We start from the raw sequence: 26,090 nt of genomic DNA on the forward strand, positions 1-26,090 counted from the left end.
AGGCGGGACGGCGCCCGGAGCGGCGACGACGCCCCCTCGGACCTTTTGGATTCGAGCGGCGGGGCGCCCCCCGGGCGTCGCCGCCGCGCGGCCGTTTCCGGCCGCAGACGGAACATGACGGCGCCGTGACCGTGACGGCAGACGAGGCCGTTCCTCGAGTGGGACCGCGACGGCGGTCCGGGTTGGTGATGGAAGACGATGGCGAACAAGGGAGATGAGCTGATCTTCGTGCCCCTCGGCGGGGTGGGCGAGATCGGCATGAATGCGGGCCTCTACGGCTTCGGACCGCCGAAAGCGCGCAAGTGGATCATGGTCGATCTCGGCATGGGCTTCGCCAGCGAGGAGCACATGCCGGGCGTCGACCTGATGTACCCGGACATCAGCTTCGCCGAGGAGCACCGCGAGAACCTGCTCGGGATCCTGATCACCCACGGCCACGAGGACCATATCGGGGCCATCGGCGAGCTGTGGCCCAAGCTCAAGGTGCCGATCTACGCCACCCGCTTCACCAAGAACTTGATCGAGGCCCGCCGCCTCGGCGAGCCGGGCGCCCCGAAGGTCGACATGCGCGAGGTGCCGGCCGACGGGCGCCTCAACCTCGGCCCGTTCTCGATCGAGTACGTGCCGGTGGCGCACTCCATCCCCGAGGCCAACGCCCTGGCGATCCGCACCCCGCTCGGCATGGTGCTCCACACCGGCGACTGGAAGCTCGACGACACGCCCGTCGCCGGCAACTCGACGTCGGAGGAGACCTTCACGCGGCTGGGCGAGGAGGGCGTGCTGGCGCTGGTCTGCGATTCGACCAACGTCACCCGCGAGGGCCGCTCGCCGAGCGAGTCCGAGGTCGCCGACCACCTCGCCGAGCTGATCCGCACCTCGCCGCACCGGGTCGCGGTCACGACCTTCGCGTCGAACGTCGCGCGCATGCGCGCCGTCTGCCTCGCCGCCCAGGCCTGCGGCCGCGACGTCGTCGCGGTCGGCCGCGCCATGGACCGGGTCATCGACGTCGCCCGCGAATGCGGCTACCTCGACGGGCTGCCCGAGATCCGCGGCGCCGAGGCCTACGGCTACCTACCGCGCGAGAAGGTGGTGGCGCTCCTCACCGGCTCGCAGGGCGAGCCGCGGGCGGCCCTCGCCCGGGTCTCGCGCGAGGAGCACCCGGAGATCGCGCTCTCGCCCGGCGACCGGGTGATCTTCTCCTCGCGCGCCATTCCGGGCAACGAGCGGGCGGTCGGCGCGATCATCAACGACCTGATCGAGGCCGGCATCCAGGTCATCACCGATCGCACCGAACTCGTCCACGTCTCGGGCCACCCGCGGCGCGACGAGATGGCGGCGATGTATCGCTGGACGAAGCCCCGCATCGCGGTGCCGGTGCACGGCGAGGCGCTGCACCTCGCCGAGCACGCCACCTTCGCCCGCAAGCAGGGCGTCGAGCAGGTGGTCAAGGCCCGCAACGGCACGCTGATCCGCCTCGCGCCGGGCGAGCCGGAGATCGTCACCCACGTCAAGAGCGGCCGGATCTACAAGGACGGCAACGTCCTGGTCGACTCGAACGACCGCGCGATCCCCGAGCGGCGCAAGCTCGCCTTCACGGGCATCGTCTCGGTGGCGATCGCCCTCGACAAGAACGGCGAGCTCAAGGGCGAACCCTCGATCGACCTGATGGGCCTGCCGAGCTACGGCCGGAAGGGCGAGGTGGTCATCGACGTGATCGGCGACGCGGTCGAGCGGACGCTCAGCAACCTGTCGCGGGTCAAGCGGCGCGACTCGGAGGCGGTCGAGAACGCCGTCGACCGGTCGATCCGCTCCGCCGTCAACGAGGTGTGGGGCAAGAAGCCCGCCTGCCACGTGATGGTCGTGGAGGTGTGAGGGCAGGGGGCGTCGGCTGAAAGCCGACGTTCTTCCAGGATGGTGCGGGTAATCCTCCCCCCCTCGGCGGGGGAGGGTCACCCGCGCTTCAAGCGGTATGCGTTGGAGCACGAGGACCGGTCCTTGCCGTGGCGCCACCCCGCCCCGCAACCTAAAACCAACAGCACCCCCAGGGACCCCGGAGGAACACCCCATGATCGGCAGGCTCAACCACGTCGCCATCGCGGTCAAGGATCTCGAATCCGCCGCCAAGGTGTATCGCGATACCCTGGGCGCGACCCTGTCGGCGCCGCTGCCGCAGCCGGAGCACGGCGTCACGGTGATCTTCGTCGAGCTTCCCAACAGCAAGATCGAGCTGCTCGAGCCGCTGGGCGCGGATTCTCCGATCAACGCCTTCCTGGAGCGCAACCCGGGCGGCGGCATCCATCACGTCTGCTACGAGGTCGACGACATCCTGGCGGCCCGGGACCGGATGAAGGCGCAAGGCGCGCGCATCCTCGGCTCGGGCGAGCCGAAGATCGGCGCCCACGGCAAGCCGGTGCTGTTCATGCACCCGAAGGACTTCCTCGGCACCCTCGTCGAGCTGGAGCAGGCGTGAGCGTGGACGCCCTCCTCGACCGCGCCACCGCCTCGATCCCCCGCACCATCGGGGTCTGCATCCTGCTGATGCTGCCGGTGATGGCGCTGGCGGTCTGGGGCTTCCGCCTCAGCGGCTTCGGGGCCGGGGCGCTGTACTTCGTGGTGTGGTGGATCGCGCTGTTCGGGGTGCTGCCGTTCCGGGCCGCGCCCGACGGCACCGAGGTGGTGGTGCCGGGGCAGGATCTCGGCGCGCCGCACAAGCCGCAGATGCGCCGCAAGGCCGTGTGGACCACGCTCGTGTCGGACGTGGTGTTCGTCGTCGCCGTGGCGGCGTTCCCGCTCGCCGGATTGTAGCCGGTCGCGGCCGCCCGCGGTCGCGATCCCGCAACGACAGCATCGTTCGCCGACACAGAAGTCCAAAATAAAAAAGCAAGGCTCGGAAGCCTTGCTTGGTAGCTTTCTGAATGTTTTGACCAGCCTTTGATCTGTTGTTCACCCGTCGGGGCGTTGAGGCTGGCTTTCCTCCCAAGACTCGGACCTTGCGCGGCGCCGTTCGGCCTGCCTGCGCATCATCGCGACGCCGCTTATAGGAACAAGAATTCGCATTGTCACCTGGCTTTGAGCAGGTTGATGCGTTTTTTTGCATGGCAACGGCATTTTTCTGCTCCGACCCGCGCCGCGCGCGCGGCCGGCGGCCCGGCCGGGGCGACCGCCGCGTATCATGTTTTGCGAACGGGGCCGGAAGCGTGCAAAAGGGCGTTCCGCCGGGGGCGCCCCCGCGAAGCCACCGCCTGCCACGCCAAGGTCCGACATGCGTCTCAGCCGCTACTTCCTGCCCATCCTGCGCGAGACGCCCAAGGAAGCCGAGATCGTCTCGCACCGGCTGATGCTGCGCGCGGGCATGATCCGCCAGGAGGCCGCCGGCATCTACGCCTGGCTGCCGCTGGGCCTGAGGGTGCTGAACCGCGTCGCCGACATCATCCGGGCCGAGCAGGACCGCTCCGGCGCAATCGAGCTCCTGATGCCGACGATACAGTCGGCGGATCTCTGGCGCGAATCCGGCCGCTACGACGCGTACGGCAAGGAGATGCTGCGCATCAAGGACCGGCACGAGCGCGACATGCTGTTCGGGCCGACCAACGAGGAGATGATCACGGCGATCTTCCGCTCGGCGGTGCGCTCCTACAAGGACCTGCCGAAGAACCTCTACCACATCCAGTGGAAGTTCCGCGACGAGGTGCGGCCGCGCTTCGGCACGATGCGCTCGCGCGAGTTCCTGATGAAGGACGCCTACTCGTTCGACCTCGACCAGGCGAGCGCGCGGCACTCCTACAACAAGATGTTCGTGGCCTACCTCCGCACCTTCGCGCGGCTCGGCCTCAAGGCGATCCCGATGCGGGCCGAGACCGGGCCGATCGGCGGCGACCTCTCCCACGAATTCATCATCCTGGCCCAGACCGGCGAGAGCGAGGTCTTCTGCGACCGCGCCTATCTCGACTTCCCGACCCCCGAGGCCGGCATCGACTTCGACGACGTCGCGGGCCTCCAGGCGACCGTCGACCACTGGACCTCGCGCTACGCCGCCACCTCCGAGATGCACGACGCGGCCGCCTTCGCGGAGGTGCCGGCCCCTGAGCAGATGGCCGCCCGCGGCATCGAGGTCGGTCACATCTTCTATTTCGGCACCAAGTACTCGGAGCCGATGGGCGCGAAGGTCACCGGTCCGGACGGGCAGGAGCGCCCGGTCCATATGGGTTCCTACGGCATCGGCCCGAGCCGGCTGGTGGCGGCGATCATCGAGGCGGGCCACGACGAGGCCGGCATCGTGTGGCCGGACGCGGTGGCGCCGTTCGACGTCGCGCTCCTCAACCTCAAGGTCGGGGACGCCGCGACCGACGCGGCCTGCGCCAAGCTCCAGGGCGAGCTCGAGGCCGCCGGCCTCACCGTACTCTACGACGACCGCGACGAGCGGCCCGGCGGAAAGTTCGCCACCGCCGACCTGATCGGCCTGCCCTGGCAGGTCATCGTCGGGCCGAAGGGCCTGGCCGACGGCAAGGTCGAGGTGAAGCGCCGCGCCACCGGCGCCCGCGAGACCGTGGCGCCCGACGCCGTGCCGGCGTATCTCCGCCAGAACCGGACGGCCTGAACCGATGCCGCTTGCCGCGATCCGCGAGCGCCTGCCGAAATTCGGCGGGCGTCGCCACGGCGGGGGCGGCACCCTGCCGTTCGCGCCCTTCGAGTGGACGATCGCCGGGCGCTACCTGCGCACCCGGCGCAAGGAGGGCTTCGTCTCGGTCATCGCCCTGTTCTCGTTCCTCGGCATCATGCTGGGCGTCGCCACCCTCATCATCGTGCTCTCGGTGATGAACGGCTTCCGCAAGGAGCTCTTGAGCAAGATCGTCGGCATCAACGGCCACATCTTCGTCGCGCCGATCGACCGGCCGCTCACCGACTTCGCCGACCTGTCGGACCGGCTCGGCAAGGTCGCGGGCGTCCACCTCGCCCTGCCGATGGTCGAGGGCCAGGCCTTCGCCTCGTCGCAGTTCGGCGGCTCGGGCGTGCTGGTGCGCGGCGTGCGCGCCGACGACCTGAAGAAGATCCCGTCGGTGGCCAACACCATCCGGGGCGGCACGCTGGAGAATTTCGACGCCGGCGGCGGCGTCGCCATCGGCAAGCGGCTCGCCGAATCCCTCGGGCTCCAGGCCGGCGACACGATCACGCTGGCGACGCCGAAGGGCGCCACGACGCCGTTCGGCACCGCGCCGCGGATCAAGAGCTACAACGTCGCGGCGGTGTTCGAGGTCGGCATGTCCGAGTTCGACGGCACCTTCGTGTACATGCCGCTCTCCGAGGCGCAGGCCTTCTTCAACCGCGACGGCGACGTCTCGGTGATCGAGATCTTCCTCGACAACGCCGATTCGGTCGGGGAGGCGCGGGGAGAACTGGAGCTGGCCGCCGAGCGCCCGGTGCTGATCACCGACTGGCGCCAGCGCAACCGCACCTTCTTCTCCGCCCTGGAGGTGGAGCGCAACGTGATGTTCATCATCCTCACGCTGATCGTGCTGGTGGCGGCGCTCAACATCGTCTCCGGCCTGATCATGCTGGTGAAGGACAAGTCGAGCGACATCGCGATCCTGCGCACCATGGGGGCGACGCGGGGCGCGATCATGCGGGTGTTCCTGATCACCGGCGCCTCGATCGGCATCCTCGGGACGCTCGCGGGCTTCGTCCTCGGGCTGGTGTTCTCGGCCAACCTCACGGTGATCCAGCGCACGCTGTTCCCCGGCGCCTGGGACCCGACGGTGCGCTTCCTGTCGGAAATCCCGTCCGAGACCAACGCGAGCGAGGTCGTGGCCGTCGTCCTGATGTCGATGGTGCTGTCGCTCCTCGCGACGCTCTACCCCTCGTGGCGCGCCGCCCGGCTCGACCCGGTGCAGGCCCTGCGCTACGGCTGATCCCTCGGGCGTTGCCCGCCCGACCCCGTACCCGAGTACCGATCGGATGAAGTTGCCCGTCTCTCCCGCACAGCCCGCCCCGCGCATCCCCGCGACGGGCGCCTGACACCGATGGACGCCACCCCGCAGCAGCCGGTCCCGGCGCTCTTCCTCGCCCAGGTCGAGCGCCGCTACGCCCAAGGGACCGGCTCCCTCGAGATCCTCCGCGGCGCCGACCTCGCGATCTGGCCCGGCGAGATCGTCGCCCTCGTGGCGCCCTCCGGCACCGGCAAGTCGACCCTGCTCCACGTCGCCGGCCTGCTCGAGCGGCCCGATGCCGGCGAGGTCTATATCGGCGGCCAGCCGAGCGCCCGCATGGACGACGCCGCCCGCACCCGGATGCGGCGCGAGGAGATGGGCTTCGTCTACCAGTCGCACCACCTTCTGCCCGAGTTCTCGGCGCTGGAGAACGTGGTGCTGCCCCAGCTCATCCGCGGTCTCTCCGCGAAGGAGGCGCGCTCGCGCGCCGGCGAGCTCCTGACCTTCCTCGGCCTCAAGGAGCGGCTCTCGCACCGGCCGGCGGAGCTGTCGGGCGGCGAGCAGCAGCGCGTCGCCATCGCCCGGGCGCTCGCCAACGGCCCGCGGCTGCTGCTCGCCGACGAGCCGACCGGCAACCTCGACCCGCAGACCGCCGGCCACGTCTTCGCGATCCTGGTCTCGCTGGTGCGCGCCTCGGGCGTGGCGGCCCTGATCGCCACCCACAACCTGGACTTGGCCGCCCGGATGGACCGGCGCGTGACGATCCAGAACGGGCTCATCGTCCAGCTCGCCTGACCCGGTCGCCGCCGGCGCGCCGGGCGCTACATGTGGTGCCGCGGCCGGGCTCGGGGATCCGAGGCACCCAAAATACCCCGCACATAAGACTTTTGGACGGCACCCCCGTTCAGCTTGCGTTGGGCCGGGGAATGGTCCAACCCGGCGGGAACGTCAGGCGGCAGCCGCTACGAACGGACGAGTGACATGGCCGGAAGTGACATGGCGAAGTGGGTCTACACCTTCGGCGACGGCAAGGCCGAGGGCAAGTCGGCGATGCGCGACCTGCTCGGCGGCAAGGGCGCGAACCTCGCCGAGATGTCGAATCTCGGCCTCCCCGTGCCGCCGGGCTTCACCATCACCACCGAGGTCTGCACCTACTACTACGATCACGGCCGGCAATACCCGCCGGAGCTTCAGGACCAGGTCGCGGCCGCGCTCGAGGCCGTCGGGTCTTTGACCGGTCGCCGCTTCGGCGATGCCGAGTCGCCGCTCCTCGTGTCGGTGCGCTCGGGCGCCCGGGCCTCGATGCCCGGCATGATGGACACGGTGCTGAATCTCGGCCTCAACGACACCACCGTCGAGGCGCTCGCCCGCGGCGCCGGCGACGCGCGCTTCGCCTATGACAGCTACCGCCGCTTCATCACCATGTACTCGAACGTGGTGCTCGGCGTGGAGCACCACTCGTTCGAGGAGGTGCTGGAGCGCTACAAGGACGACAAGGGCCTCACCCTCGACACCGAGCTGGGTGCGGCCGACTGGAAGCACCTGATCGGCGAGTACAAGGCGCTGGTGAAGCGCGAGCTCGGGGAGAACTTCCCGCAGGATCCGCAGGCCCAGCTCTGGGGGGCGATCGGCGCGGTGTTCGGCTCGTGGATGAACCCGCGCGCCAACAAGTACCGCGAGCTGCACAGCATTCCGGCGAGCTGGGGCACCGCGGTCAACGTCCAGGCCATGGTCTTCGGCAACATGGGCGAGACCTCGGCCACCGGCGTCGCCTTCACCCGCAACCCCTCGACCGGCGAGAAGGCGCTCTACGGCGAGTTCCTGATCAACGCCCAGGGCGAGGACGTGGTGGCGGGCATCCGCACGCCGCAGGACATCACCGAGGCCGCCCGCATCGAATCCGGCTCCGACAAGCCGTCGATGGAGCGGGCGATGCCGGAGGCCTATGCCGAGCTGGTGCGCATCTACGAGATGCTCGAGCACCATTACCGCGACATGCAGGACCTGGAATTCACGGTCGAGACCGGGAAGCTCTGGATGCTGCAGACCCGCAACGGCAAGCGCACCGCCAAGGCCGCGCTCCGCATCGCGGTCGAGCTCGCGGCCGAAGGCCTCATCACCCACCAGGAGGCGGTCGGCCGCGTCGAGCCCGCCTCCCTCGACCAGCTGCTCCACCCGACCATCGACCCGAAGGCCGAGCGCAAGGTCATCGCCACCGGCCTGCCGGCCTCGCCGGGCGCGGCCTCGGGCGAGATCGTATTCAACTCCGAGGAAGCCGAAGCCGCCAAGAAGGCCGAGCGCAAGGTCATCCTGGTCCGCATCGAGACCTCGCCGGAGGACATCCACGGCATGCACGCCGCGGAAGGAATCCTGACGACGCGCGGCGGCATGACCTCGCACGCGGCGGTGGTCGCCCGCGGCATGGGCAAGCCCTGCGTCTCCGGCGCCGGGCAGATCCGGGTCGACTACGCCGCCCGCACCCTGTCGGTCGGCGGCGTGACGCTGAAGGCCGGCGACCGCATCACCATCGACGGCTCGAACGGCCAGGTGATGCAGGGTTCGGTCGAGATGATCGAACCCGAGCTGTCGGGCGACTTCGCGGCCCTGATGGAATGGGCCGACGAGGTCCGCACCATGAAGGTCCGCACCAACGCCGAGACCCCGCTCGACGCCCGCACCGCCCGCAAGTACGGCGCGGAAGGGATCGGCCTGTGCCGCACCGAGCACATGTTCTTCCAGGAGGAGCGCATCGTCGCGATGCGCGAGATGATCCTGGCGGACGACGCGGAAGGGCGCCGCGCGGCGCTGGCCAAGCTCCTGCCGTACCAGCGCCAGGACTTCGTCGAGCTGTTCACCATCATGTCGGGCCTGCCGGTGACGATCCGGCTCCTCGACCCGCCGCTGCACGAGTTCCTGCCGCACTCCGACAAGGAGATCGGCGAGGTCGCCGCCGCGACCGGCGTCCAGGAGGACAAGGTGCGGCGCCGGATGAACGAGCTGCACGAGTTCAACCCGATGCTCGGCTTCCGCGGCTGCCGGCTCGCGATCCTCTATCCCGAGATCGCCGAGATGCAGGCGCGGGCGATCTTCGAGGCCGCCGTCGAGGCCGGAAAGCAGACCGGCACGCCGATCATCGCCGAGGTGATGGTGCCGCTGGTCTTCACCCGCACCGAGTTCGACCTGGTGAAGGCCCGCATCGACGCCATGGCGAAGGCCGTGGCCTCGGAGACCGGCAGCCAGGTCGAGTACCAGGTCGGCACGATGATCGAGCTGCCGCGCGCGGCCCTGCGCGCCGGCGACATCGCCCAGACGGCGGAGTTCTTCTCCTTCGGCACCAACGACCTGACCCAGACCACGCTCGGCATCAGCCGCGACGATGCCGGCCGGTTCCTCGGCCCGTATACGCAGCGCGGCATCCTGGCCTCCGACCCCTTCGTGTCGATCGACCAGGAGGGCGTCGGCGAACTGGTGCGGCTCGCCGCCGAGCGCGGCCGGGCGGTGCGCGACAAGCTGAAGCTCGGCATCTGCGGCGAGCACGGCGGCGACCCGGCCTCGATCGCCTTCTGCCAGGAGACCGGCCTCGACTACGTCTCCTGCTCGCCCTTCCGCGTGCCGATCGCCCGGCTCGCGGCGGCCCAGGCGGCGCTGAAGGTCAAGGGCCGCGGCGAGGCGTGAGCATTCACCTCTCCCCGCCCGCGGGGAGAGGTGAAACCCGCGCCTTGAAGAGAGACCCCATGCGCGAGCCGCCCACCGCCGTCGGCCCGGCCCCGGAGGCCGGCGCCCGCCTGTGGCGCGGCTCGCTGGCGCAGCGGCTGCGGCTGGTCTCCGGTCTCGTCCTGTTCGCCTTCGCGGCCACGCACTTCGCCAACCACGCGCTCGGCCTCGTCGGCCTCGACACGATGATGGACGTCGCCCGTTGGCGCACCGCCGTCACGCGCTCCGTCCCCGGCAGCCTGATCCTCGGCCTCGCGCTCCTCGCGCACGTCGCCTTCTCGCTCGTCAAGCTCGCCGAGCGCCGGACCCTGCGGATGCCGCCCTGGGAGGCGGCGCAGACGGTGCTGGGCTTCGCGATCCCGTTCCTCCTCGTGCCGCACGTGCTCGGCACCCGGGTCGCCAGCCTGGTGGACGGCACGCGGACCACCTACGCCTACGTGATCACCCGGATCTGGCCCGACGGCATGGGATTCCAGACCGCCCTGCTGCTGGTCGTCTGGCTGCACGGCTGCCTCGGGCTGCATGCCTGGCTGCGCCTGTCGCCGCTCTACCGGCGGATGGCGCCGCTCTTCGCCGTGCCGGCCGTCGGCCTGCCGGCCGCGGCGCTCGCCGGCATCGTCGCGCAGGGGCGGATCATGGAGCGCGACCGGCTGCTGGCGCGCCGCTTCGACGCGCCCGACCTCGACGCCCGCTGGCCCGTGCCGCAGGTCGACGCAGGCATCGCCGCCTGGGGCGACACCGTCACGGGGGCGATCTACGCCGCGGTGGCGCTGGCCCTCGGGGTGGTGCTGGTGCGGGTGGCCGCGTCCCTGCGGGCCCGGCGCTTCGGCGTGTCGTATGTCGGCGGCCCGACGGTGAAGAGCCTGGAGGGGCCGACGCTGCTCGAGATCAGCCGGGCGAACCGCGTGCCGCACGTCTCGGTCTGCGGCGGGCGCGGGCGCTGCTCGACCTGCCGGGTGCTGGTGGTGAGCGGCGAGGAGAACCTGTCGGCGCCGGGCGCCCAGGAGGCGGCGGCGCTGCGGGCGATCGGGGCGCCCGCCAACGTGCGCCTCGCCTGCCAGGCGAAGCCCGCCGGGGACGTGGCGCTGATCCGCATCCTCGACCCGCGCCGCTCGGAATCGACGGACAAGCACCTCACCAACACCGACGTCGCCGGGATCGAGCGCGAGGTGGCGATCCTGTTCATCGACATCCGCGGCTTCACGCCGCTCTCCGAGCGCAAGCTGCCCTTCGACGTCGTGTTCATCCTCAACCGCTTCTTCGAGGCGGCGGGCCGGGAGATCGAGGCGGCGGGGGGCTGGATCGGCGGCTACGCGGGTGACGGGCTGCTGGCTCTCTTCACCCATCCGGACGGGATCGGCCCGGCCTGCCGCGCCGCCTTCACGGCGGCGGGAGCGGTCGACCGGGCGGTGGGCGAGCTCAACCGCCAGCTCGCCGCCGAGCTGCCGGCGGCGCTCCGGATGGCGATGGGCCTGCATGCCGGTCCCCTGGTGCTCGGGCGCCTCGGCTACGGTGCGAGCCGGGGCATGTCGGTGATCGGCCCGGCGGTGAACCTCGCGAGCCGGCTCGAATCCCTCGCCAAGGGCGCCGACGTGCAGCTCGTCGCCTCGGAGGAAGCAGCACGGCGGGCGGGAATCGCCCTCGATGGCTTGCGGATCGAGACCGTCGCAGTGCGGGGCGTCGCCGCTCCCCTGCCGGTCGTCTACGCCGCGCGGGCCGGCGACCTCGCCGGGCGGTTGCAGGCGGCACCGGCTTAACCAACGCTCAACCATACCCCGCGACACTCACCGTCACGGTTCCCGGCCCCGGATGGGCCGGGCGGGCGCGTGCGGAGCGGGGACGGGACCTTGGGCAGGCGGTATTTGCGCAGACGGGACCTGCGCAGACGGCAGGTACGGCGGACGAAGGGGATGCGCTGGCTCGCCGCGGCGGTCGCGCCCTGGGCCGTCGGTCTCGGCGTCCTGGTCTCGTTCACGGCCTCGGCCGGCTACGAAACCTCGCTCGGATCGAACGCCGTCGCCCGCCTCGTCCCGCGCGGAATGCCGCCGCTGCCCGAGCGCGGCCTGATCTCGCAGGTGAGCCTCTCCGGCCCCATGACCGGCCTCATGACCGGCGCCGTGGCCGGCCTTTCGCGCCTCGCCCTCGACGCCGAGCCCTTGCGCCCGGACCTCAAGGCGGATGCCCGCACCCGGCCGCTGGCACAGCGCACCCACAAGGGGGATGCCCTCGTGCCGGCCCGGGTCGGCGGCCTGGCCCGTCCAGCCTCCCTGTCGACCGGCTGGCTCGGCAGCAGCGGGCCGAGCGTCGCCTCGACCTTCACCCCCGGACCGGCGACCTGGAACCCGGATCTCGAGCCGCAAGGCGGCTTCGTGCCCTTCGCGGACGATCCCGGCGAGGCCGGCACCAGCTCGCCGGCGGCCGGCGCCACCGCGCCGACCCGCGGGGCGGCGACCGGCGGGCAGACCGCCGCCAAGGCTTCCGACACACGGGTGCCCGATGCCCGGGCGGGTCGCGAGGGCAGCACCCCGGCGGTGCCCCGCGCCGTCGCCCTGTCCTCGACGACCCCGGCCCCCTCCGATGCGACGCCGGTCGAGATCGCCGCCGGCGGCCAGATCTCGCCGCGCCTCGACCGCGATGCCCGCGCGGCCGTCACGACCGCGGCGCGGATCGCCCCCGAGGCCCTGCCGAGCGAGGATGCGAGGCGCCGCTACGCCGACCTCATCACCCCGGAAAACGCCGAGAAGGAGCAGCGCTGCCTCGCGGAAGCCGTGTACTTCGAGGCCCGCGGCGAGCCCGAGCAGGGTCAGGCCGCGGTCGCCCAGGTGGTGCTCAACCGCGCCAAGAGCGGCCTCTACCCGGCCAACATCTGCGGCGTGGTCTACCAGAACCGCCACCGCTACATGGGCTGCCAGTTCTCCTTCGCCTGCGAGGGCAAGTCCCTGCGCATCACCGACGACGCCTCGTGGCAGACGGCCACCCGCGTCGCCCACGCGGTGGTGGAAGGGCGCACCTACCTCGCCGATGTCGGCGGGGCGACGCATTACCACGCCGACTACGTCAAGCCGCGCTGGTCGCGCCGCCTGCGCAAGATGGACGTGATCGGCCGCCACATCTTCTACCAGCTGCGGCCGGGGCAGACCTGAGCGGGAAGCCGGTGCGACCGGAGGTTCGTCGCGAGGTTTGAGCGAGCGACGGCATCGTCACGGTCTGGAACCCGTCACGCGTTCGACGGGCCCGTCGGAGTCGCGACCTCCTCCTGAGGCGTCGGCCCCGCTCGTCATATCGGTGCCGTCCGCTTCGAGCCTGAACCGCAACGACACCGCCTCTCGACGTCACCCCGGAACTCGCCGGAGGCGAGAACGCGGGATGAAGGAGGAGGGTCGAGCCCTGATCGTCCAAGGCGAACAGGCCGATCCCGGGTGGTTCGCAACGTCCGGCCTCCGTGCCCCGGCATACCCGTCGCGGCCCCACCACGGCACACGGTTTACCGCAACACTATCGATCCGGAACAATCTGACGGTTCCCGTGTCCAGGCGTGCGATCGACTCTCAGGCTTGCGAGAATCCCTCCGCAATTTGCCGAAATACGTAGTAAATCCCGAGGGCAATTTTACCCTCTTCCGGGTTTCGGCTTGCCTGATGGCCCCCTCAGCGGCTTCTCTCTCGGGCAAGCGTGGCGCTGACGATCGTCGCGCGGCCCCATCCCCGCCATTCCTGAGGAAGCCCGATCATGACCGCCCGGGTCACCCGTGCCATTGCCGCGACCGCTCTCGCGGCGGGCCTCATCTCCACCGCTCCGGCCTTCGCCGGCGGCTACGGCTGCACCACCGACTGCTACCGCCGCGTCTCGACCCCGCCGGTCTTCGATACGGTGTCCGAGCAGGTGATGGTGCGCCCGCCCCGCACGGTGAACCACGTCGTGCCGCCGGTCTACGACACCGTATCCGAGCAGGTGCTGGTCTCGCCGCCGCGCCGTGTGTGGCAGACCTCGGTCGACGCCTACGGCCAGACCGTCGGCTGCTGGGTCACGATCCCGGCCCGCTACGCCACGCAGACCCGCCGGGTGCTGGTGCGCCCGGCCCAGGTGGTGCCGCAGGTGATCCCGCCGGCCTACGCCTCCTACCAGCGCCGCGTCCTCGTCGAGCCGGCCCGCTCGGGCTGGGTGCCGGCGAATGGCGGCGGCTACGGTGGCGGCTACGGTGCCGGCCCGGCTCCGGGCGGGATCGTCGGCGCGGGCCTCGGCCTCGCGGGGGCGGGCATCGGACTTGCCGGCGCGGCGGTCGGCGCAGGCACCGGCCTCGTCTTCGGCGGCGGCAGCGTCTACGACGGCTACTGAGCCTTAACGCGGCCCGGGTCAGGCCCGGGCCGCCTTGCCGCGAGGGGACTCGCGCTCCACAACCCTCGGCGAAGCGAACGCGGCCCGAAGGTCGCGCGGTCAGGGAGGCGAGAGCGTGGGCACCTTCAAGGCAGTGGTGATCGAGAAGGGCGAGGGCGGGCAGCGCGTCGCGCTCAGGGATTTCGACGAATCCGAGCTGATGGACGGCGACGTCACCGTCCGGGTCACCCACTCCACCCTCAACTACAAGGACGGGCTGGCGCTCACCGGCAAGGCGCCGGTGGTGCGGCGCTGGCCGATGATCCCGGGCATCGACTTTTCCGGCGTGGTCGAGTCGTCCTCGCACCCGGACTGGAAGCCCGGCGACGCCGTGGTGCTCAACGGCTGGGGCACAGGCGAGACCCATCTCGGCGCCTACGCGGAGAAGTCCCGCGTGAAGGGGGACTGGTTGGTGGCCCTGCCGGCGGCCCTCACGCCCGAGCAGGCGATGGCGATCGGCACCGCCGGCTACACCGCGATGCTGGCCCTGCTGGCGATCGAGCGCCACGGGCTGACCCCGGATTCCGGACCGGCCCTGGTGACGGGCGCGGCCGGCGGCGTCGGCTCGGTGGCGGTCTCGCTGCTGGCAAAGGCCGGCTGGCGCGTCATCGCCTCGACCGGGCGCGCCGCGGAGGAAGCCGAGTACCTGCGCGGCCTCGGCGCGGCCGAGATCATCGACCGGAGCGAGCTGAGCGCCCCGGGCAAGCCGCTCGCGAAGGAGCGCTGGGCCGCCACGATCGACGCGGTCGGCTCCGCGACGCTGGCCAACGCGCTGGCCATGACCCGCTACGGCGGGGCGGTCGCGGCCTGCGGCCTCGCCGGCGGCATGGACCTGCCGACCTCGGTGGCGCCGTTCATCCTGCGCGGGGTCGCGCTCTACGGCATCGAGAGCGTGATGGCGCCGCTGCCCCTTCGCCGCGAGGCCTGGGCCCGGCTCGCCCGCGACCTCGATCCCGCCGCGCTCTCGGCGATGACCACCACCGTGCCCCTCGCCGAGGTGATCGAGCGCGGTCCGGAGATCCTGGCCGGCCGCACCCGCGGACGCACCGTGGTGACGATCGCGTAGACGCGCCAACGCGGAACCTTGACGGCGTCCCGCGCATTGCCCGATTCATGAGCATCGCTTTCGTTCGCGAGAAGGAGGGCGGGGAGGCCTTCGAGGATCTCCCCGACCGTCCCGTCTCCCCGCACCCGAACTTCGTCACGCCGGAGGGCCTCGCCCTCATCGACGCGGAGCTGGACCGGCTGCACGCCGAGCATGCCGGCCTGTCGCCCGACGACAAGGCGAACATGGCGCGGGTGAACCGCGACCTGCGCTACTGGACCGCCCGCCGGAACTCGGCGCAGGTCGTGACGCAGCCCGCGAGCGACACCGTGCATTTCGGCTCGACCGTCGTCATCGCGCGCGAGGACGGCACCGAGCAGACCTTCCGGATCGTCGGCGAGGACGAGGCCGACCCGGCGAAGGGCACGATCGCCTACGTCGCCCCGCTCGCCCGGGCGCTCACGGGCAAGCAGGCGGGCGACGCCGTCACGGTCGCGGATCACGAGGTGGAGATCGTCTCTGTCCGCTGAGACGGGGCTCGACCTTCGATCAGGTCGCGCTCGCGGGTGATCGCCGCGCCGACGAAGTCGAGGAAGGCGCGCACCCGGGCGGCCCGGCGCAGGTCGGGATGGGTCAGGAGCCAGAGCCCGGCATCGAGTTCGGGCACCGGCCCGGAGAGCCGCACGAGGCCGGCGCGACGGTCGCCGATGACGCAGGGCAGGGGGCCGATGCCGATCCCGGCCTCGACCGCGTCCGCCAGTCCCTGCACCGTGTCGAGCCGCAGGACCACGCGCTCCGGCTCCGTCCGCTCCTGCACATAGCGCGCGACCGCGGCGGCGCCGAGGCGCGGCGCCGGCGACACCCAGCGCCGTCGGCCGGGCGGCACGGTCCGGTCGAGGTCGGCCCGGCCGTAGAGCGCCCAGGCGATGGTGGCGAGGCGTCGCCCGACCAGGGTGTCGGGCGGGTCGTTGGTGGCGCGCAGGGCCACGTCGGCATCGCCCTTGGCGAGATTGAGCGCCTGCTCCGGCACGACCACGTCGAGGCGGACTTCCGGGCAGCGGGCGCAGAACGCGGCCAGGATCGGGGTCAGCAGGCCGGTGAGCAGCGAGGCCGCGGTGGTGACGCGCAACTCGCCGGCCGGGCTCAGGCCCTCGCTCTCGATCCGCCGGGTGAAGGCGAGCACGTCCTCCTCCATCCGGGCGGCGATGCGGGCCATCTCCTCGGCCGCCGGCGTCGGCACGTAGCCGGTGCGGTGGCGCTCGAACAGCGGCGTGCGCAGGGCCGCCTCGATCTGGCCGAGGCGCCGGAAGGCGGTGGAATGGTTGATGCCGAGCCGCTCGGCGGCGAGCGTCAGGCCGCGCTGGTCGGAGATGGCCTTCACCAGCCGGAAATCGTCCCAGGCGAGGGGGGCGGTCACGCGGATTTCCTCGAGCTTGCGCGCCTGCAAGCGCGGATTTGCAGCGTAGGCCATTTCCCGCGGACCTGCGATCCACGATGGTCCGGCTCCGACAGCGACAGGAGATCACGCGATGGCGAAGGTTCTGGTCCTCTACTACTCGACCTACGGGCATATCGAGCAGATGGCCTACGCGGTGGCCGAGGGCGTCCGCGAGGCGGGGGCCGAGGTCGTGGTCAAGCGGGTGCCCGAATTGGTGCCGGAGGAGGTCGCCCGAAAGTCGCACTACAAGCTCGACCAGAAGGCGCCGGTCGCCACCGTGGACGAGCTGCCGTCCTACGACGCCATCATCTTCGGCACGCCGACCCGCTACGGCAACATGGCCTCGCAGATGAAGAACTTCATCGACCAGACCGGCGGCCTGTGGGCGAAGGGCGAGCTGATCGGCAAGGTCGGCTCGGTCTTCACCTCGACGGCCTCGCAGCATGGCGGCCAGGAATCGACGATCCTGAGCTTCCACACCGTGCTGCTGCATCAGGGCATGGTGGTGGTCGGCCTGCCCTACAGCTTCCAGGGCCAGCTCGGCACGACCGAGGTGATGGGCAACTCGCCCTACGGCGCCTCGACCATCGCGGGCGGCGACGGCAGCCGCCAGCCGAGCGCCGTCGAGCTCGAGGGCGCCCGGTTCCAGGGCCGCCACGTCGCCGGCATCGCCGCGAAGCTCGCCGGCTGATTCCCGGGAAGAGACCGCCAAAGAAAAAAGCCCGGCATGCGCCGGGCCTCTGAGGCGGAAGGTCGATGGGGGCTTAGGTGACCTTCTAGGACCCATCAACGCGGGCGCCCCGTGATCGGTTCCGCAGGTTTGACGAAAAAAATTCGGGGCGGCTTCGCGAGGACCGCCCAACCGCTGCGCGGCGGCCTATTCGGGCCGTCCGGAACGAGAACGGCGCCGATCCCCGCGGGACCGGCGCCGTTCTCGTGTCGAACCGGGTCCGGCGTCAGAGCGGCCGCTTCAGCAGCCGGGCGACGAGGCCGAGGATGCCCTCGCGGAACACCAGCACGCAGATCACGAACACGAAGCCCTGGATGATCGTCACCCAGGCGCCGAACTGCGCCAGGTAGTTCTCCATCGCGATGATGACGAAGGAGCCGAGGATCGGGCCGAACACCGTGCCCATGCCGCCGACCAGCGTCATCAGCACCACCTCGCCCGACATCGACCAGTGCACGTCGGTGAGCGAGGCGAGCTGGAACACGATCGCCTTGGTCGAGCCGGCAAGGCCCGCGAGCGTGGTCGAGAGCACGAACACCGCGAGCTTGTACTGGTTGGCGCGGTAGCCGAGCGAGATGGCGCGGGGCTCGTTGTCGCGGATCGCCTTCAGCACCTGGCCGAACGGCGAGTGGATGATGCGGTAGATCAGCAGGAGCCCTAGGAAGAAGATCACCGCGACGAGGGCGTAGAGCACCCGGTCGTCGGCGAGGCTGATGACGCCGAACAGGTTGCCGCGCGGCACCGCCTGGATGCCGTCCTCGCCGCCGGTGAACTTCGCCTGGAGCGAGAAGAAGAACACCATCTGGGCGAGCGCCAGGGTGATCATCGAGAAGTAGATGCCCTGGCGCCGGATGGCGAGCGCCCCGAAGACGAGGCCGAGGAGCGCCGCCACCAGGGTGCCGCCGATGATGGCGAGTTCGGGGGTCAGGCCCCAGTACTTGGCGGTGTAGGCGGTGACGTAGCTCGCCATGCCGAAATAGGCGGCGTGGCCGAAGGAGAGCAGGCCGCCGTAGCCGAGCAGCAGGTTGAAGGCCAGCGCGAACAGCGCGAAGCACAAAACCTTCATCAGGAAGACGGGGTAGAGGATGAAGGGCAGCACCGCGAGCAGGACCGCGATGATGACGAAGACGAGGCGGTGGAACGCCTTGGCGTCCTTGCCCTCGGGCAGGGCGGTGGCGATCGGGGTGGCGTCGGTGGACGCCGCGGCGGAGGACATCGTCGTGTGTTCCTTCAGGCGAGGCGGGTCAGGCGGTGCGGCCGAACAGGCCGGCGGGCTTCACCAGCAGCACCAGCACCATGATGACGAAGATCACGGTCGAGGAGGCTTCCGGGTAGAACACCTTGGTCAGGCCCTCGATCAGCCCGAGGGTGAAGCCGGTGACGATCGAGCCGAGGATCGAGCCCATGCCGCCGATCACCACGACCGCGAACACCACGATGATGATGTCGGCGCCCATGTTCGGGTTCACCGAGTAGACCGGCGCGGCGAGCACGCCCGCGAAGGCGGCGAGCGCGACGCCGAAGCCGTAGGTGAGGGTCAGGAGCAGGGGCACGTTGACGCCGAAGGCCTGGACCAGCGTCGGGTTCTCGGTGGCGGCCCGCAGGTACGCGCCGAGCTTCGTCTTCTCGATGACGAGCCAGGTCGCGATGCAGACGATCAGCGAGGCGACGACGACCCAGCCGCGATAGTTCGGCAGGAACATGAAGGGCAGGCGCTGGCCGCCCGACAGCTCGGAGGGGATCGCGTAGGGCAGGCCCGACACGCCGTACTCGTTGCGGAACAGGCCCTGGATGATCAGCGCCAGGCCGAAGGTCAGGAGCAGGCCGTAGAGGTGATCGAGCTTGTAGAGCCGCGAAATCAGCAACCGCTCCAGGATCACCCCGAAGATGCCGACCACGATCGGCGCCAGGAGGAGCGCCCACCAGTAGCCGAGCCCGGCGTAGTTCAGCAGCATCCAGGCGACGAAGGCGCCCATCATGTACTGCGCGCCGTGGGTGAAGTTGATGATGTTCAACAGCCCGAAGATGATCGCCAGCCCGAGCGACAGGATGGCGTAGAACGAGCCGTTGATGAGGCCTAGCAGGAGCTGGCCGAAGAGCGCCTGCATGGGGACGCCGAGGATCGTGGGCATGGGGTCTGGCGACTCGCGTGGGGACCGGGCCGGGGTTCGGGGGCCGGCGGCGCCTGAGCGCGCCGCCGGCCGTCGCGTCGAGCGATCAGCTCTTGTTCACGAGCGGGCAGTTGCCCTGGTTGAGGGGCCGAAAGGCCTCCGCGCCGGGAATGGTCGCCAGCGTCTTGTAGAGGTCCCAGGGACCCTTCGACTCGGCCGGCTTCTTGACCTCGAACAGGTACATGTCGTGGATCTTGCGCCCGTCGGGGCGGATGTTGCCCTTGCCGAACAGCGGATCGTCGGTCGGGATCTCCTTCATCTTCGCCACCACCTTGGCCCCGTCGGAGGCCGTCTTCAGCGCCTCGACCGCCTTGAGGTAGTGGATCACGCCGGCATAGACGCCGGCCTGCACGGCGGTCGGCTTCTTGCCGCCGGCCTGCTTGGCGAAGCGGTCGGAGAAGGTGCGGGTGGCGTCGTTGAGGTCCCAGTAGAACGGCTCGGTGAGCACCAGCCCCTGCGCCACCTTCGGGGTCAGCGCGTGGATGTCGGAGGAGAAGATCAGGAGGCCGGCGATGGCCTGGCCGCCCTCGGTGATGCCGAACTCCGCCGCCTGCTTGATGGCGTTGATGGTGTCGCCGCCGGCATTGGCGAGCCCGATCACCTTGGCGCCCGAGCCCTGCGCCTGGAGCAGGAACGACGAGAAGTCCGCGGTCGGGAACGGGGTCTTGACCGCGCCGATCACCTTGCCGCCGTTCTTGGTGACGACCTCGGTGGTGTCGCGCTGGAGGGCCTGGCCGAAGGCGTAATCGGCGGTGAGGAAGAACCAGGTCGAGCCGCCGCGCTTCACCATCGCGCCGCCGGTGCCGTTGCCGAGCGCCACGGTGTCGTAGGTCCAGTGCACGGTGTTCGGCGAGCATTGCGGGCCGGTGAGGTCGGCGGTGCCGGCGCCCGAGTTGATGAAAGCCTTGTTCTTCTCGCGGGTGACCTGGTTGATGGCGAGCGCCACCGAGGAGGTCGGCACGTCGACGATCGCGTCGACGCCGTCGCGGTCGTACCATTGCCGGGCGATCGAGGCGCCGACATCGGGCTTGTTCTGGTGGTCGGCGGCGACGATCTCGACCTTCAGGCCCTTCTCGGCGGCCTTGAAGTCCTCGACCGCCATGCGGGCGGCGGCGACCGAGCCCTCGCCCGAGATGTCGGCGTAGACGCCCGAGCGGTCGTTCAGCACGCCGATCTTGACCGGCGTCTGCGCCGACGCCTGGGTCGTGGCGACGGCGCAGAGGGCGCTGGCGAGCAACAACCGTTTCAGCATCTACATTCCTCCCTGTGGCGCCGCGCGGCGGCGATGCGTGTCTTCATGGTTCCGGCGGGCTTCGCGGCGGCCAGGCCTCGCGCCCGCTTCTTCAGAGTCAGGGCCTGGCGCCCTCCGCCTGCGCCGCCCGCATGGCGAGCGGGCAGCCGCCCTGGTCGAGGGGCCGGAAGGCCTCCGTGCCGGGAATGGTCGCCAGCGTCCGGTAGAGGTCCCACTCGCCCCTGGATTCGGACGGCTTCTTGACCTCGAACAGGTACATGTCGTGGATCTTGCGACCGTCGACGCGGATCGTGCCCCTGCCGAAGAGCGGGTCGTCCGTCGGAAGTTCCTTCATCTTCGCCACCACGCGGCCGCCGTCGGTCGCGGCGCGCAGCGCCGCGACGGCCTTGAGGTAGTGCAGCACGCCGGCATAGACGCCGGCCTGGGCGGCGGTGGGCTTGCGGCCGGAGAAGCGGCGGGCGAACCGGTCGGAGAAGGCGCGGGTGGCGTCGTTGAGGTCCCAGTAGAACGGCTCGGTCAGCACCAGCCCCTGCGCCACCTTCGTGGTGAGCGAATGGATGTCGGAGGAGAAGATCAGGAGGCCGGCGAGCGCCTGGCCGCCCTCCGTCAGCCTCAGCCGCGCCGCCTCCCGCACCGCGCCGATCGTGTCGCCGCCGGCATTGGCGAGCCCGATCACCTTCGCCCCGGAGCTCTGCGCCTGTCTCAGGAAAGGCGCGAAATCCGAGGCCGGGAACGGCGTCTTGACGCTGCCGAGCACCTTGCCGCCGTTGCGCAGGATCAGCGCCGTGGTGTCGCGCTGCACCGCCTCGCCGAAGGCGTAGTCGGCGGTGACGAAGAACCAGGTGTCGCCGCCGCGCTTGACCATGGCGCCGCCGGTGCCGTTCGCCAGCGCCACGGTGTCGAAGGTCCAGTGCACGGTGTTGGGCGAGCAATCCGGCCCGGTGAGGTCGGCGGTGCCGGCACCCGAATCGACGAAGACCTTGTTGCGCTCGCGGGTGACCTGATGGACGGCGAGCGCGACCGACGAGGTCGGCACGTCGAAGATCGCGTCGACCCCCTCCCGGTCGTACCAGGCGCGGGCGAGCGCCGCGCCGACGGCCGGCTTGTTCTGGTGGTCGCCGGCCACGATCTCGACCGAGAGGTCGGGACCGAGCGGGCGGAAATCCTCCACGGCCATGCGGGCCGCCACGACCGAGCCCTCGCCCGAGATGTCGGCATAGACGCCCGAACGATCGTTCAGCACACCGATCTTCACCGGCGCTGCCTTCACCGGGGTCTCCGCAAGCGCTGCCAAGACCGACCCTGCCATGGTCGGTGCAAGGCCCACGAGCAGGGCCGTGAGGAGGATCCGGGGCCGCATCACACCCCGAGATAGGTGTGCAGCTTGTCGATGTTGGCGTCGAGCTCGGCGTTCGGGATCATGTCGATCACCCGGCCCTGCTCGACGACGAAGTGCCGGTCGGCCACGGTCTGGGCGAAGCGGAAGTTCTGCTCCACCAGCACGATCGTGTAGCCCTCGGTCTTCAGCCGGGCGATCGTCCGGCCGATCTGCTGCACGATGACGGGGGCGAGGCCCTCGGTCGGCTCGTCGAGCAGGATCAGCTTGGCGCCGGTGCGCAGGATGCGGCCGATGGCGAGCATCTGCTGCTCGCCGCCCGAGAGCTTGGTGCCCTGGCTGCCCGAGCGCTCCTTGAGGTTCGGGAACAGGGTGTAGATCTGCTCCACCGTCATCCCGCCGGGCTTCACCCGCGGCGGCAGCATCAGGTTCTCGTAGACCGACAGGCTCGAGAAGATGCCGCGCTCCTCCGGCACGTAGCCGAGGCCGAGCTTGGCGATGTTGCGCGAGGCCATGGCGATGGTCTCGGTGCCGTCGTAGCGGATCGAGCCCTTGCGCTTGCCCAGGATGCCGATGATGGCGCGGAGCGTCGTGGTCTTGCCGGCGCCGTTGCGGCCGAGCAGGGTCACCACCTCGCCGGGCTTCACGTCGAAGGTGATGCCGTGCAGCACGTGGCTCTCGCCGTACCAGCCCTCGAGACCCTCGATCGCGAGGAGCGGGGCGGCGCCCGCCGCCGCGCCCGGGATCGGCTTCGTCATCACCGCCTCAGCCATGACCGGCTCCGATATAGGCCTCAATCACGCGGGGATCCTTCGACACGGTGGCGTAGTCGCCCTCCGCCAGCACCTGCCCGCGCGCCAGCACGGTGATGCGGTCGGAGAGCGAGGCGACGACCGACAGGTTGTGCTCGACCATCAGGATGGTGCGGTTCGCCGAGACCCGGCGGATCAGGGCCGCGGTGCGGTCGACGTCCTCGTGGCCCATGCCGGCCATCGGCTCGTCGAGGAGCAGCATCTCGGGCTCGAGCGCCAGCGTCGTGGCGATCTCGAGCGCCCGCTTGCGGCCGTAGGACAGCTCGACCGCCGGCACGTCGGTGAACTCGCTGAGGCCGACCGCCTCGACGAGGGCGAGCGCCTCCTGGTTGAGGGCGCGCAGGACGGTCTCCGAGCGCCAGAAGTCGAACGAGTCGCCGCGCTTGCGCCGCTGCAGCGCGATGCGGACGTTCTCCTTGACGGTCAGGTGCGGGAACACCGCCGAGATCTGGAACGACCGCACCAGGCCGAGCCGGGCCACGTCCGCCGGCTTCATGCCGGTGATGTCGCGGCCGTTGTAGCGGATCGAGCCCGCCGACGGCGTCAGGAACTTCGTCAGCAGGTTGAAGCAGGTGGTCTTGCCGGCGCCGTTCGGGCCGATCAGCGCGTGGATCGTGCCGCGCTTGACCTCGAGCGTCACGCCGTTCACGGCGCGAAACCCCTTGAATTCCTTGGTCAGCCCCTCGGTGGACAGGACGATGTCCTGGCCTTCAGCGCCCACTCGGGCGCGTCCCTCGGCGTGGGTGGTCGGTTGGGCCATGTCGGCGCGTCACCCCTGCGTTTCCTCACTCGCGCTTATGCGCGTATCGCATGGCGAAACAGCATGCCGCCGAGGGAGTGTCAACGGGTCCGACGGGACCTTGCCGCCGGGCGACCGGGACTTGTCAGACCTTATTCGGCCGGCCGCCGCGAGGGTTCGAGCCTGGACCGCGCGATCCGGGTCAGCGGCCGCTCGATGATGCGGTGCAGCAGGATCGCCGCGAGGCACGCGAGGACGAGCATCAGCAGCACCATCGGCCCGGGCCCGATCCGTGCCGCGACGCCGGTCGCCTCGGCGACCACGCGCACCCCGCGTACGACGAAGGGATGAGCCAGATAGAGTGCGTAGGACGCGTCTCCCAGGACGACCGCCGGGCGCCAGACCGCGCTCGCGTCGCCCGCCGGCCCGAGGGACGCGGCGGCGACGAGGAGGGTGGCGGGCCCGCCCCAGGCGATGCAGCGGGGGAGGGCGGGGTCGTCGCCGGCGAGCGACAGGAGGACGAGGCCCAGCCCCGCGAGGGCGAGGCGTACCGGTCCGGCCAGGCGCAGGCCCTCCCGGCGCGCCAGGGCGAGCAGGGCCCCGCAGGCGAATTCGAGCACGATCGGGTCGCTCCAGAACGCCAGCGGCACCGGCAGCGGCCGGACGAGCGCCCCGGCGAGGACGAGGCCGGCGAGGAGCGCGCTCACGCCGAGGACCGTCCGCCGCGGGCCCCAGGGCAGCGCCAGGGCGAAGAGGACGTAGAACGCCATCTCGTAGTTCAGCGTCCAGCCGAGCGAGTAGAGCGGCAGCACCGTCCCGTCGGCCCGGGCCATCGGCCAGAACAGGTAGGAGGCGACGACGGCGAGCGCGCCGTCCGCTCCGGTGCCGACGAGGCCGGGCCTGAGCCAGGCGAGGGCGAGGGCGAGCGTGGTGGCGAGCCAGTAGAGCGGCACCACCCGGGCGATCCGGTGGGCGAGGAAGATCTGTCGCGCATCGGCCTTCCCGTGCAGGGACGCGGAGGCGTGCACGATGATGAAGCCCGAGATCACGAAGAACACGTCGACCCCCGCCGGCCAGGGCAGCCAGGTCGCGGAGGCGAAGGGCAGGCCCGCCCGGGCGGCGAGGCCCGCGACCTCGAACTGCGCGTGGCCGGCGGCGACCATCGCGGCGGCGAGCGCCCGCAGGACCTGGATCAGCGGCAGGGGGGTGGGGCGTGTCACGGCTGGCCGGTCGCGTCTCCGCCCGGACCGTCCGGGGCGTCGAGGGGGCCGTCATACGGAGCCGGCGGCGATCCGGCCAGTGGCGGCACGGCACAGTTGATGACGCAAAGACGGGAACAATGCTCGCGAAAGCTCGTTGTCCGCACCGAAAGCGTCCTGCCAAGCCGCTCCGAACGAACGGCTCGATATTCGGTCGATGACCGACGCCGACGCTCAAGAACAGATTTTCAGGAGATCACCGATGAAGAAGCTCGTTGCCCTGACCGGCCTCGCCGTTGCGCTCGCGACCCCCGCCTTCGCGCAGCAGATCGGCGACTTCAACGAGTTCCGCTCGATGGCGCTGATGTCGAACGCGTTCGAGGTCAAGTCGAGCCAGATCGCCCTCGACAAGTCGCGCAACCCGCGCATCCGCGACTACGCCCGCGAGATGATCCGCGACCACCGCGCCGCGAACGTCGCCCTGCTCGGCGGCCGTGAGAACGTGGCCCGCGGCACCGGCGCCGGCATCGGCGGCCTGATCGAGGCGCCCTTCGCCATCGCGGGCGGCGCGGTCGGCGCGGCCACGGGCGCCGCGGCGGGCGTGGTCGGCGGCACCCTGCAGGGCGGCCCGGTCGGCGGCCTCGAGGGCCTCGGCGCCGGCGCGGCCCGCGGCGCCCGGGTCGGCGCGAACGCGGTCGATTTCGACGGCGACGTGACCACCACGGCGGCCACCCAGTCGGTCCCGCTGAGCCCGCAGCAGCAGGCGATGCTCGCCGAGCTCGCCGACACCCCGGCCGGCCCGGCCTTCGACCGCACCTACGCCCGCATGCAGGTGCAGGCCCACGGCATGACGGTGGCCAACTACCAGGCCTACGCCCAGTCCGGCCCGAACCCGGCCCTGCGCTCCTACGTCCAGCAGGCCCTGCCGGTGATGCAGCACCACCTGGCGCAGGCCCAGCGGCTGCCGGGCGCCCGCTGAGCGCAACGATCCTTTGACGGGGCGGCGGGCCGGGAGGCCCGCCGTTCCCGTTCGGAGCCCCTCGACGCCCCGGTGTCGATGAACGGGAGCGGTGTGAAAACCGGCTCTCGCCGATTGATTGACGTAGCGGCCGCGCCTATCTTCAGGAGCGAGGACCGGCGGGAGGCACCCCGCGAGCCCTCTTGTCAGACGAACTTTGTCGCTACATGAGCCCGATCGTGATGGTCACAGACCATCCGGTCGGGCTTTTCGCGACGGTGATGGTGAGCATCGGAAAGCCGATCACATCCTTCACCCCCTTCCCGGCCATGCCTGCTCAGCCCTCTTCGGGTTTCGACGGCGGCCGGCGAGCGCCGCCGTAGGCCCACGTGCCGTGA

At 70.8% G+C, this 26,090-nt stretch carries 23 protein-coding genes; 15 read left to right on the forward strand and 8 right to left on the reverse strand.

The genetic code is table 11. The features are described 5' to 3' along the window. Positions 1–198 precede the first annotated feature (198 nt). From DK419_RS13630 to greA, 12 genes are all read left to right on the forward strand, one after another. The gene (locus DK419_RS13630) at positions 199–1,872 is read left to right on the forward strand and encodes a ribonuclease J (RefSeq protein ID WP_109959557.1); all 1,674 of its coding nucleotides are present in this window, start codon (positions 199–201) and stop codon (positions 1,870–1,872) included. A gap of 193 nt (positions 1,873–2,065) precedes the next feature. Further along, positions 2,066–2,470 (forward strand): methylmalonyl-CoA epimerase, encoded by a 405-nt coding sequence (mce, locus tag DK419_RS13635; protein WP_109959558.1) that lies wholly within the window; start codon positions 2,066–2,068, stop codon positions 2,468–2,470. Further along, complete coding sequence (locus DK419_RS13640; RefSeq protein WP_245442949.1) at positions 2,467–2,805, forward strand: DUF1467 family protein; 339 nt, start codon at positions 2,467–2,469, stop codon at positions 2,803–2,805. The genes mce and DK419_RS13640 overlap by 4 nt, the downstream gene beginning before the upstream one ends. A gap of 457 nt (positions 2,806–3,262) precedes the next feature. Continuing rightward, a complete protein-coding gene (gene proS, locus DK419_RS13645) occupies positions 3,263–4,597 on the forward strand; it encodes a proline--tRNA ligase (protein WP_109959559.1) in 1,335 nt (444 codons plus the stop codon). A gap of 4 nt (positions 4,598–4,601) precedes the next feature. Beyond that, complete coding sequence (locus DK419_RS13650) at positions 4,602–5,906, forward strand: lipoprotein-releasing ABC transporter permease subunit (protein ID WP_109959560.1); 1,305 nt, start codon at positions 4,602–4,604, stop codon at positions 5,904–5,906. Between the two features lie 111 nt (positions 5,907–6,017). Further along, positions 6,018–6,719, forward strand: coding sequence for an ABC transporter ATP-binding protein (locus DK419_RS13655; RefSeq protein WP_109959561.1), 702 nt, complete (start codon positions 6,018–6,020; stop codon positions 6,717–6,719). A gap of 201 nt (positions 6,720–6,920) precedes the next feature. Beyond that, the gene (ppdK, locus tag DK419_RS13660) at positions 6,921–9,599 is read left to right on the forward strand and encodes a pyruvate, phosphate dikinase (RefSeq protein ID WP_109959562.1); all 2,679 of its coding nucleotides are present in this window, start codon (positions 6,921–6,923) and stop codon (positions 9,597–9,599) included. A gap of 59 nt (positions 9,600–9,658) precedes the next feature. Then, a complete protein-coding gene (locus DK419_RS13665; RefSeq protein WP_109959563.1) occupies positions 9,659–11,395 on the forward strand; it encodes an adenylate/guanylate cyclase domain-containing protein in 1,737 nt (578 codons plus the stop codon). Positions 11,396–11,548: 153 nt separating this feature from the next. Further along, on the forward strand, positions 11,549–12,781 hold the full coding sequence (locus DK419_RS13670) for a cell wall hydrolase (RefSeq protein WP_109959564.1): 1,233 nt from the start codon (positions 11,549–11,551) through the stop codon (positions 12,779–12,781). 586 nt (positions 12,782–13,367) lie between these two features. Further along, on the forward strand, positions 13,368–13,973 hold the full coding sequence (locus DK419_RS13675) for a hypothetical protein (protein WP_109959565.1): 606 nt from the start codon (positions 13,368–13,370) through the stop codon (positions 13,971–13,973). 115 nt (positions 13,974–14,088) lie between these two features. Further along, a complete protein-coding gene (acuI, locus tag DK419_RS13680) occupies positions 14,089–15,078 on the forward strand; it encodes an acrylyl-CoA reductase (NADPH) (RefSeq protein WP_109959566.1) in 990 nt (329 codons plus the stop codon). Positions 15,079–15,125: 47 nt separating this feature from the next. Beyond that, positions 15,126–15,587 carry a transcription elongation factor GreA gene (gene greA, locus DK419_RS13685; protein ID WP_109959567.1) on the forward strand — a complete coding sequence of 154 codons (462 nt, stop codon included), beginning with the start codon at positions 15,126–15,128 and terminating at the stop codon, positions 15,585–15,587. Here the strand turns inward: greA and DK419_RS13690 are convergent. After that, positions 15,557–16,474: a LysR family transcriptional regulator gene (locus tag DK419_RS13690; RefSeq protein WP_109962293.1), complete on the reverse strand. Its 918-nt coding sequence runs from the start codon at positions 16,472–16,474 to the stop codon at positions 15,557–15,559. The two genes, greA and DK419_RS13690, sit on opposite strands and share 31 nt — an antisense overlap. A 112-nt stretch (positions 16,475–16,586) precedes the next feature. Here DK419_RS13690 and wrbA point away from each other — a divergent pair, with 112 nt between their 5' ends. Beyond that, entirely contained in the window at positions 16,587–17,186 is a 600-nt protein-coding gene (gene wrbA / locus DK419_RS13695) for an NAD(P)H:quinone oxidoreductase (RefSeq protein WP_109959568.1), read from the forward strand. A gap of 265 nt (positions 17,187–17,451) precedes the next feature. Here wrbA and DK419_RS13700 read toward each other — a convergent pair whose 3' ends face one another. The 7 genes from DK419_RS13700 to DK419_RS13730 all read right to left on the reverse strand — a co-directional run bounded on the left by DK419_RS13700 (position 17,452) and on the right by DK419_RS13730 (position 24,755). Further along, on the reverse strand, positions 17,452–18,441 hold the full coding sequence (locus DK419_RS13700) for a branched-chain amino acid ABC transporter permease (RefSeq protein ID WP_109959569.1): 990 nt from the start codon (positions 18,439–18,441) through the stop codon (positions 17,452–17,454). A gap of 28 nt (positions 18,442–18,469) precedes the next feature. After that, entirely contained in the window at positions 18,470–19,357 is an 888-nt protein-coding gene (locus DK419_RS13705) for a branched-chain amino acid ABC transporter permease (protein WP_109959570.1), read from the reverse strand. An 85-nt stretch (positions 19,358–19,442) separates the two neighbouring features. Next, positions 19,443–20,648, reverse strand: a complete 1,206-nt coding sequence (locus tag DK419_RS13710) for an ABC transporter substrate-binding protein (RefSeq protein WP_109959571.1) — start codon at positions 20,646–20,648, stop codon at positions 19,443–19,445. A gap of 97 nt (positions 20,649–20,745) precedes the next feature. Continuing rightward, entirely contained in the window at positions 20,746–21,957 is a 1,212-nt protein-coding gene (locus tag DK419_RS13715; RefSeq protein ID WP_245443010.1) for an ABC transporter substrate-binding protein, read from the reverse strand. A gap of 50 nt (positions 21,958–22,007) precedes the next feature. Further along, entirely contained in the window at positions 22,008–22,757 is a 750-nt protein-coding gene (locus tag DK419_RS13720) for an ABC transporter ATP-binding protein (protein ID WP_109959573.1), read from the reverse strand. Continuing rightward, positions 22,750–23,556, reverse strand: a complete 807-nt coding sequence (locus DK419_RS13725) for an ABC transporter ATP-binding protein (RefSeq protein ID WP_109959574.1) — start codon at positions 23,554–23,556, stop codon at positions 22,750–22,752. The genes DK419_RS13720 and DK419_RS13725 overlap by 8 nt, the downstream gene beginning before the upstream one ends. Positions 23,557–23,687: 131 nt before the next feature. Then, positions 23,688–24,755, reverse strand: coding sequence for an acyltransferase family protein (locus DK419_RS13730; protein ID WP_245442950.1), 1,068 nt, complete (start codon positions 24,753–24,755; stop codon positions 23,688–23,690). Between the two features lie 241 nt (positions 24,756–24,996). Between DK419_RS13730 and DK419_RS13735 the strand changes: the two genes are divergently transcribed. Together DK419_RS13735 and DK419_RS29200 are read left to right on the forward strand one after the other, a co-directional pair. Further along, positions 24,997–25,713 carry a DUF4142 domain-containing protein gene (locus DK419_RS13735; protein ID WP_109959575.1) on the forward strand — a complete coding sequence of 239 codons (717 nt, stop codon included), beginning with the start codon at positions 24,997–24,999 and terminating at the stop codon, positions 25,711–25,713. 206 nt (positions 25,714–25,919) lie between these two features. Beyond that, complete coding sequence (locus DK419_RS29200) at positions 25,920–26,075, forward strand: hypothetical protein (protein ID WP_208642316.1); 156 nt, start codon at positions 25,920–25,922, stop codon at positions 26,073–26,075. Positions 26,076–26,090: the final 15 nt, after the last annotated feature.

It is taken from the genome of Methylobacterium terrae (assembly GCF_003173755.1).
GTDB lineage: Bacteria > Pseudomonadota > Alphaproteobacteria > Rhizobiales > Beijerinckiaceae > Methylobacterium > Methylobacterium terrae.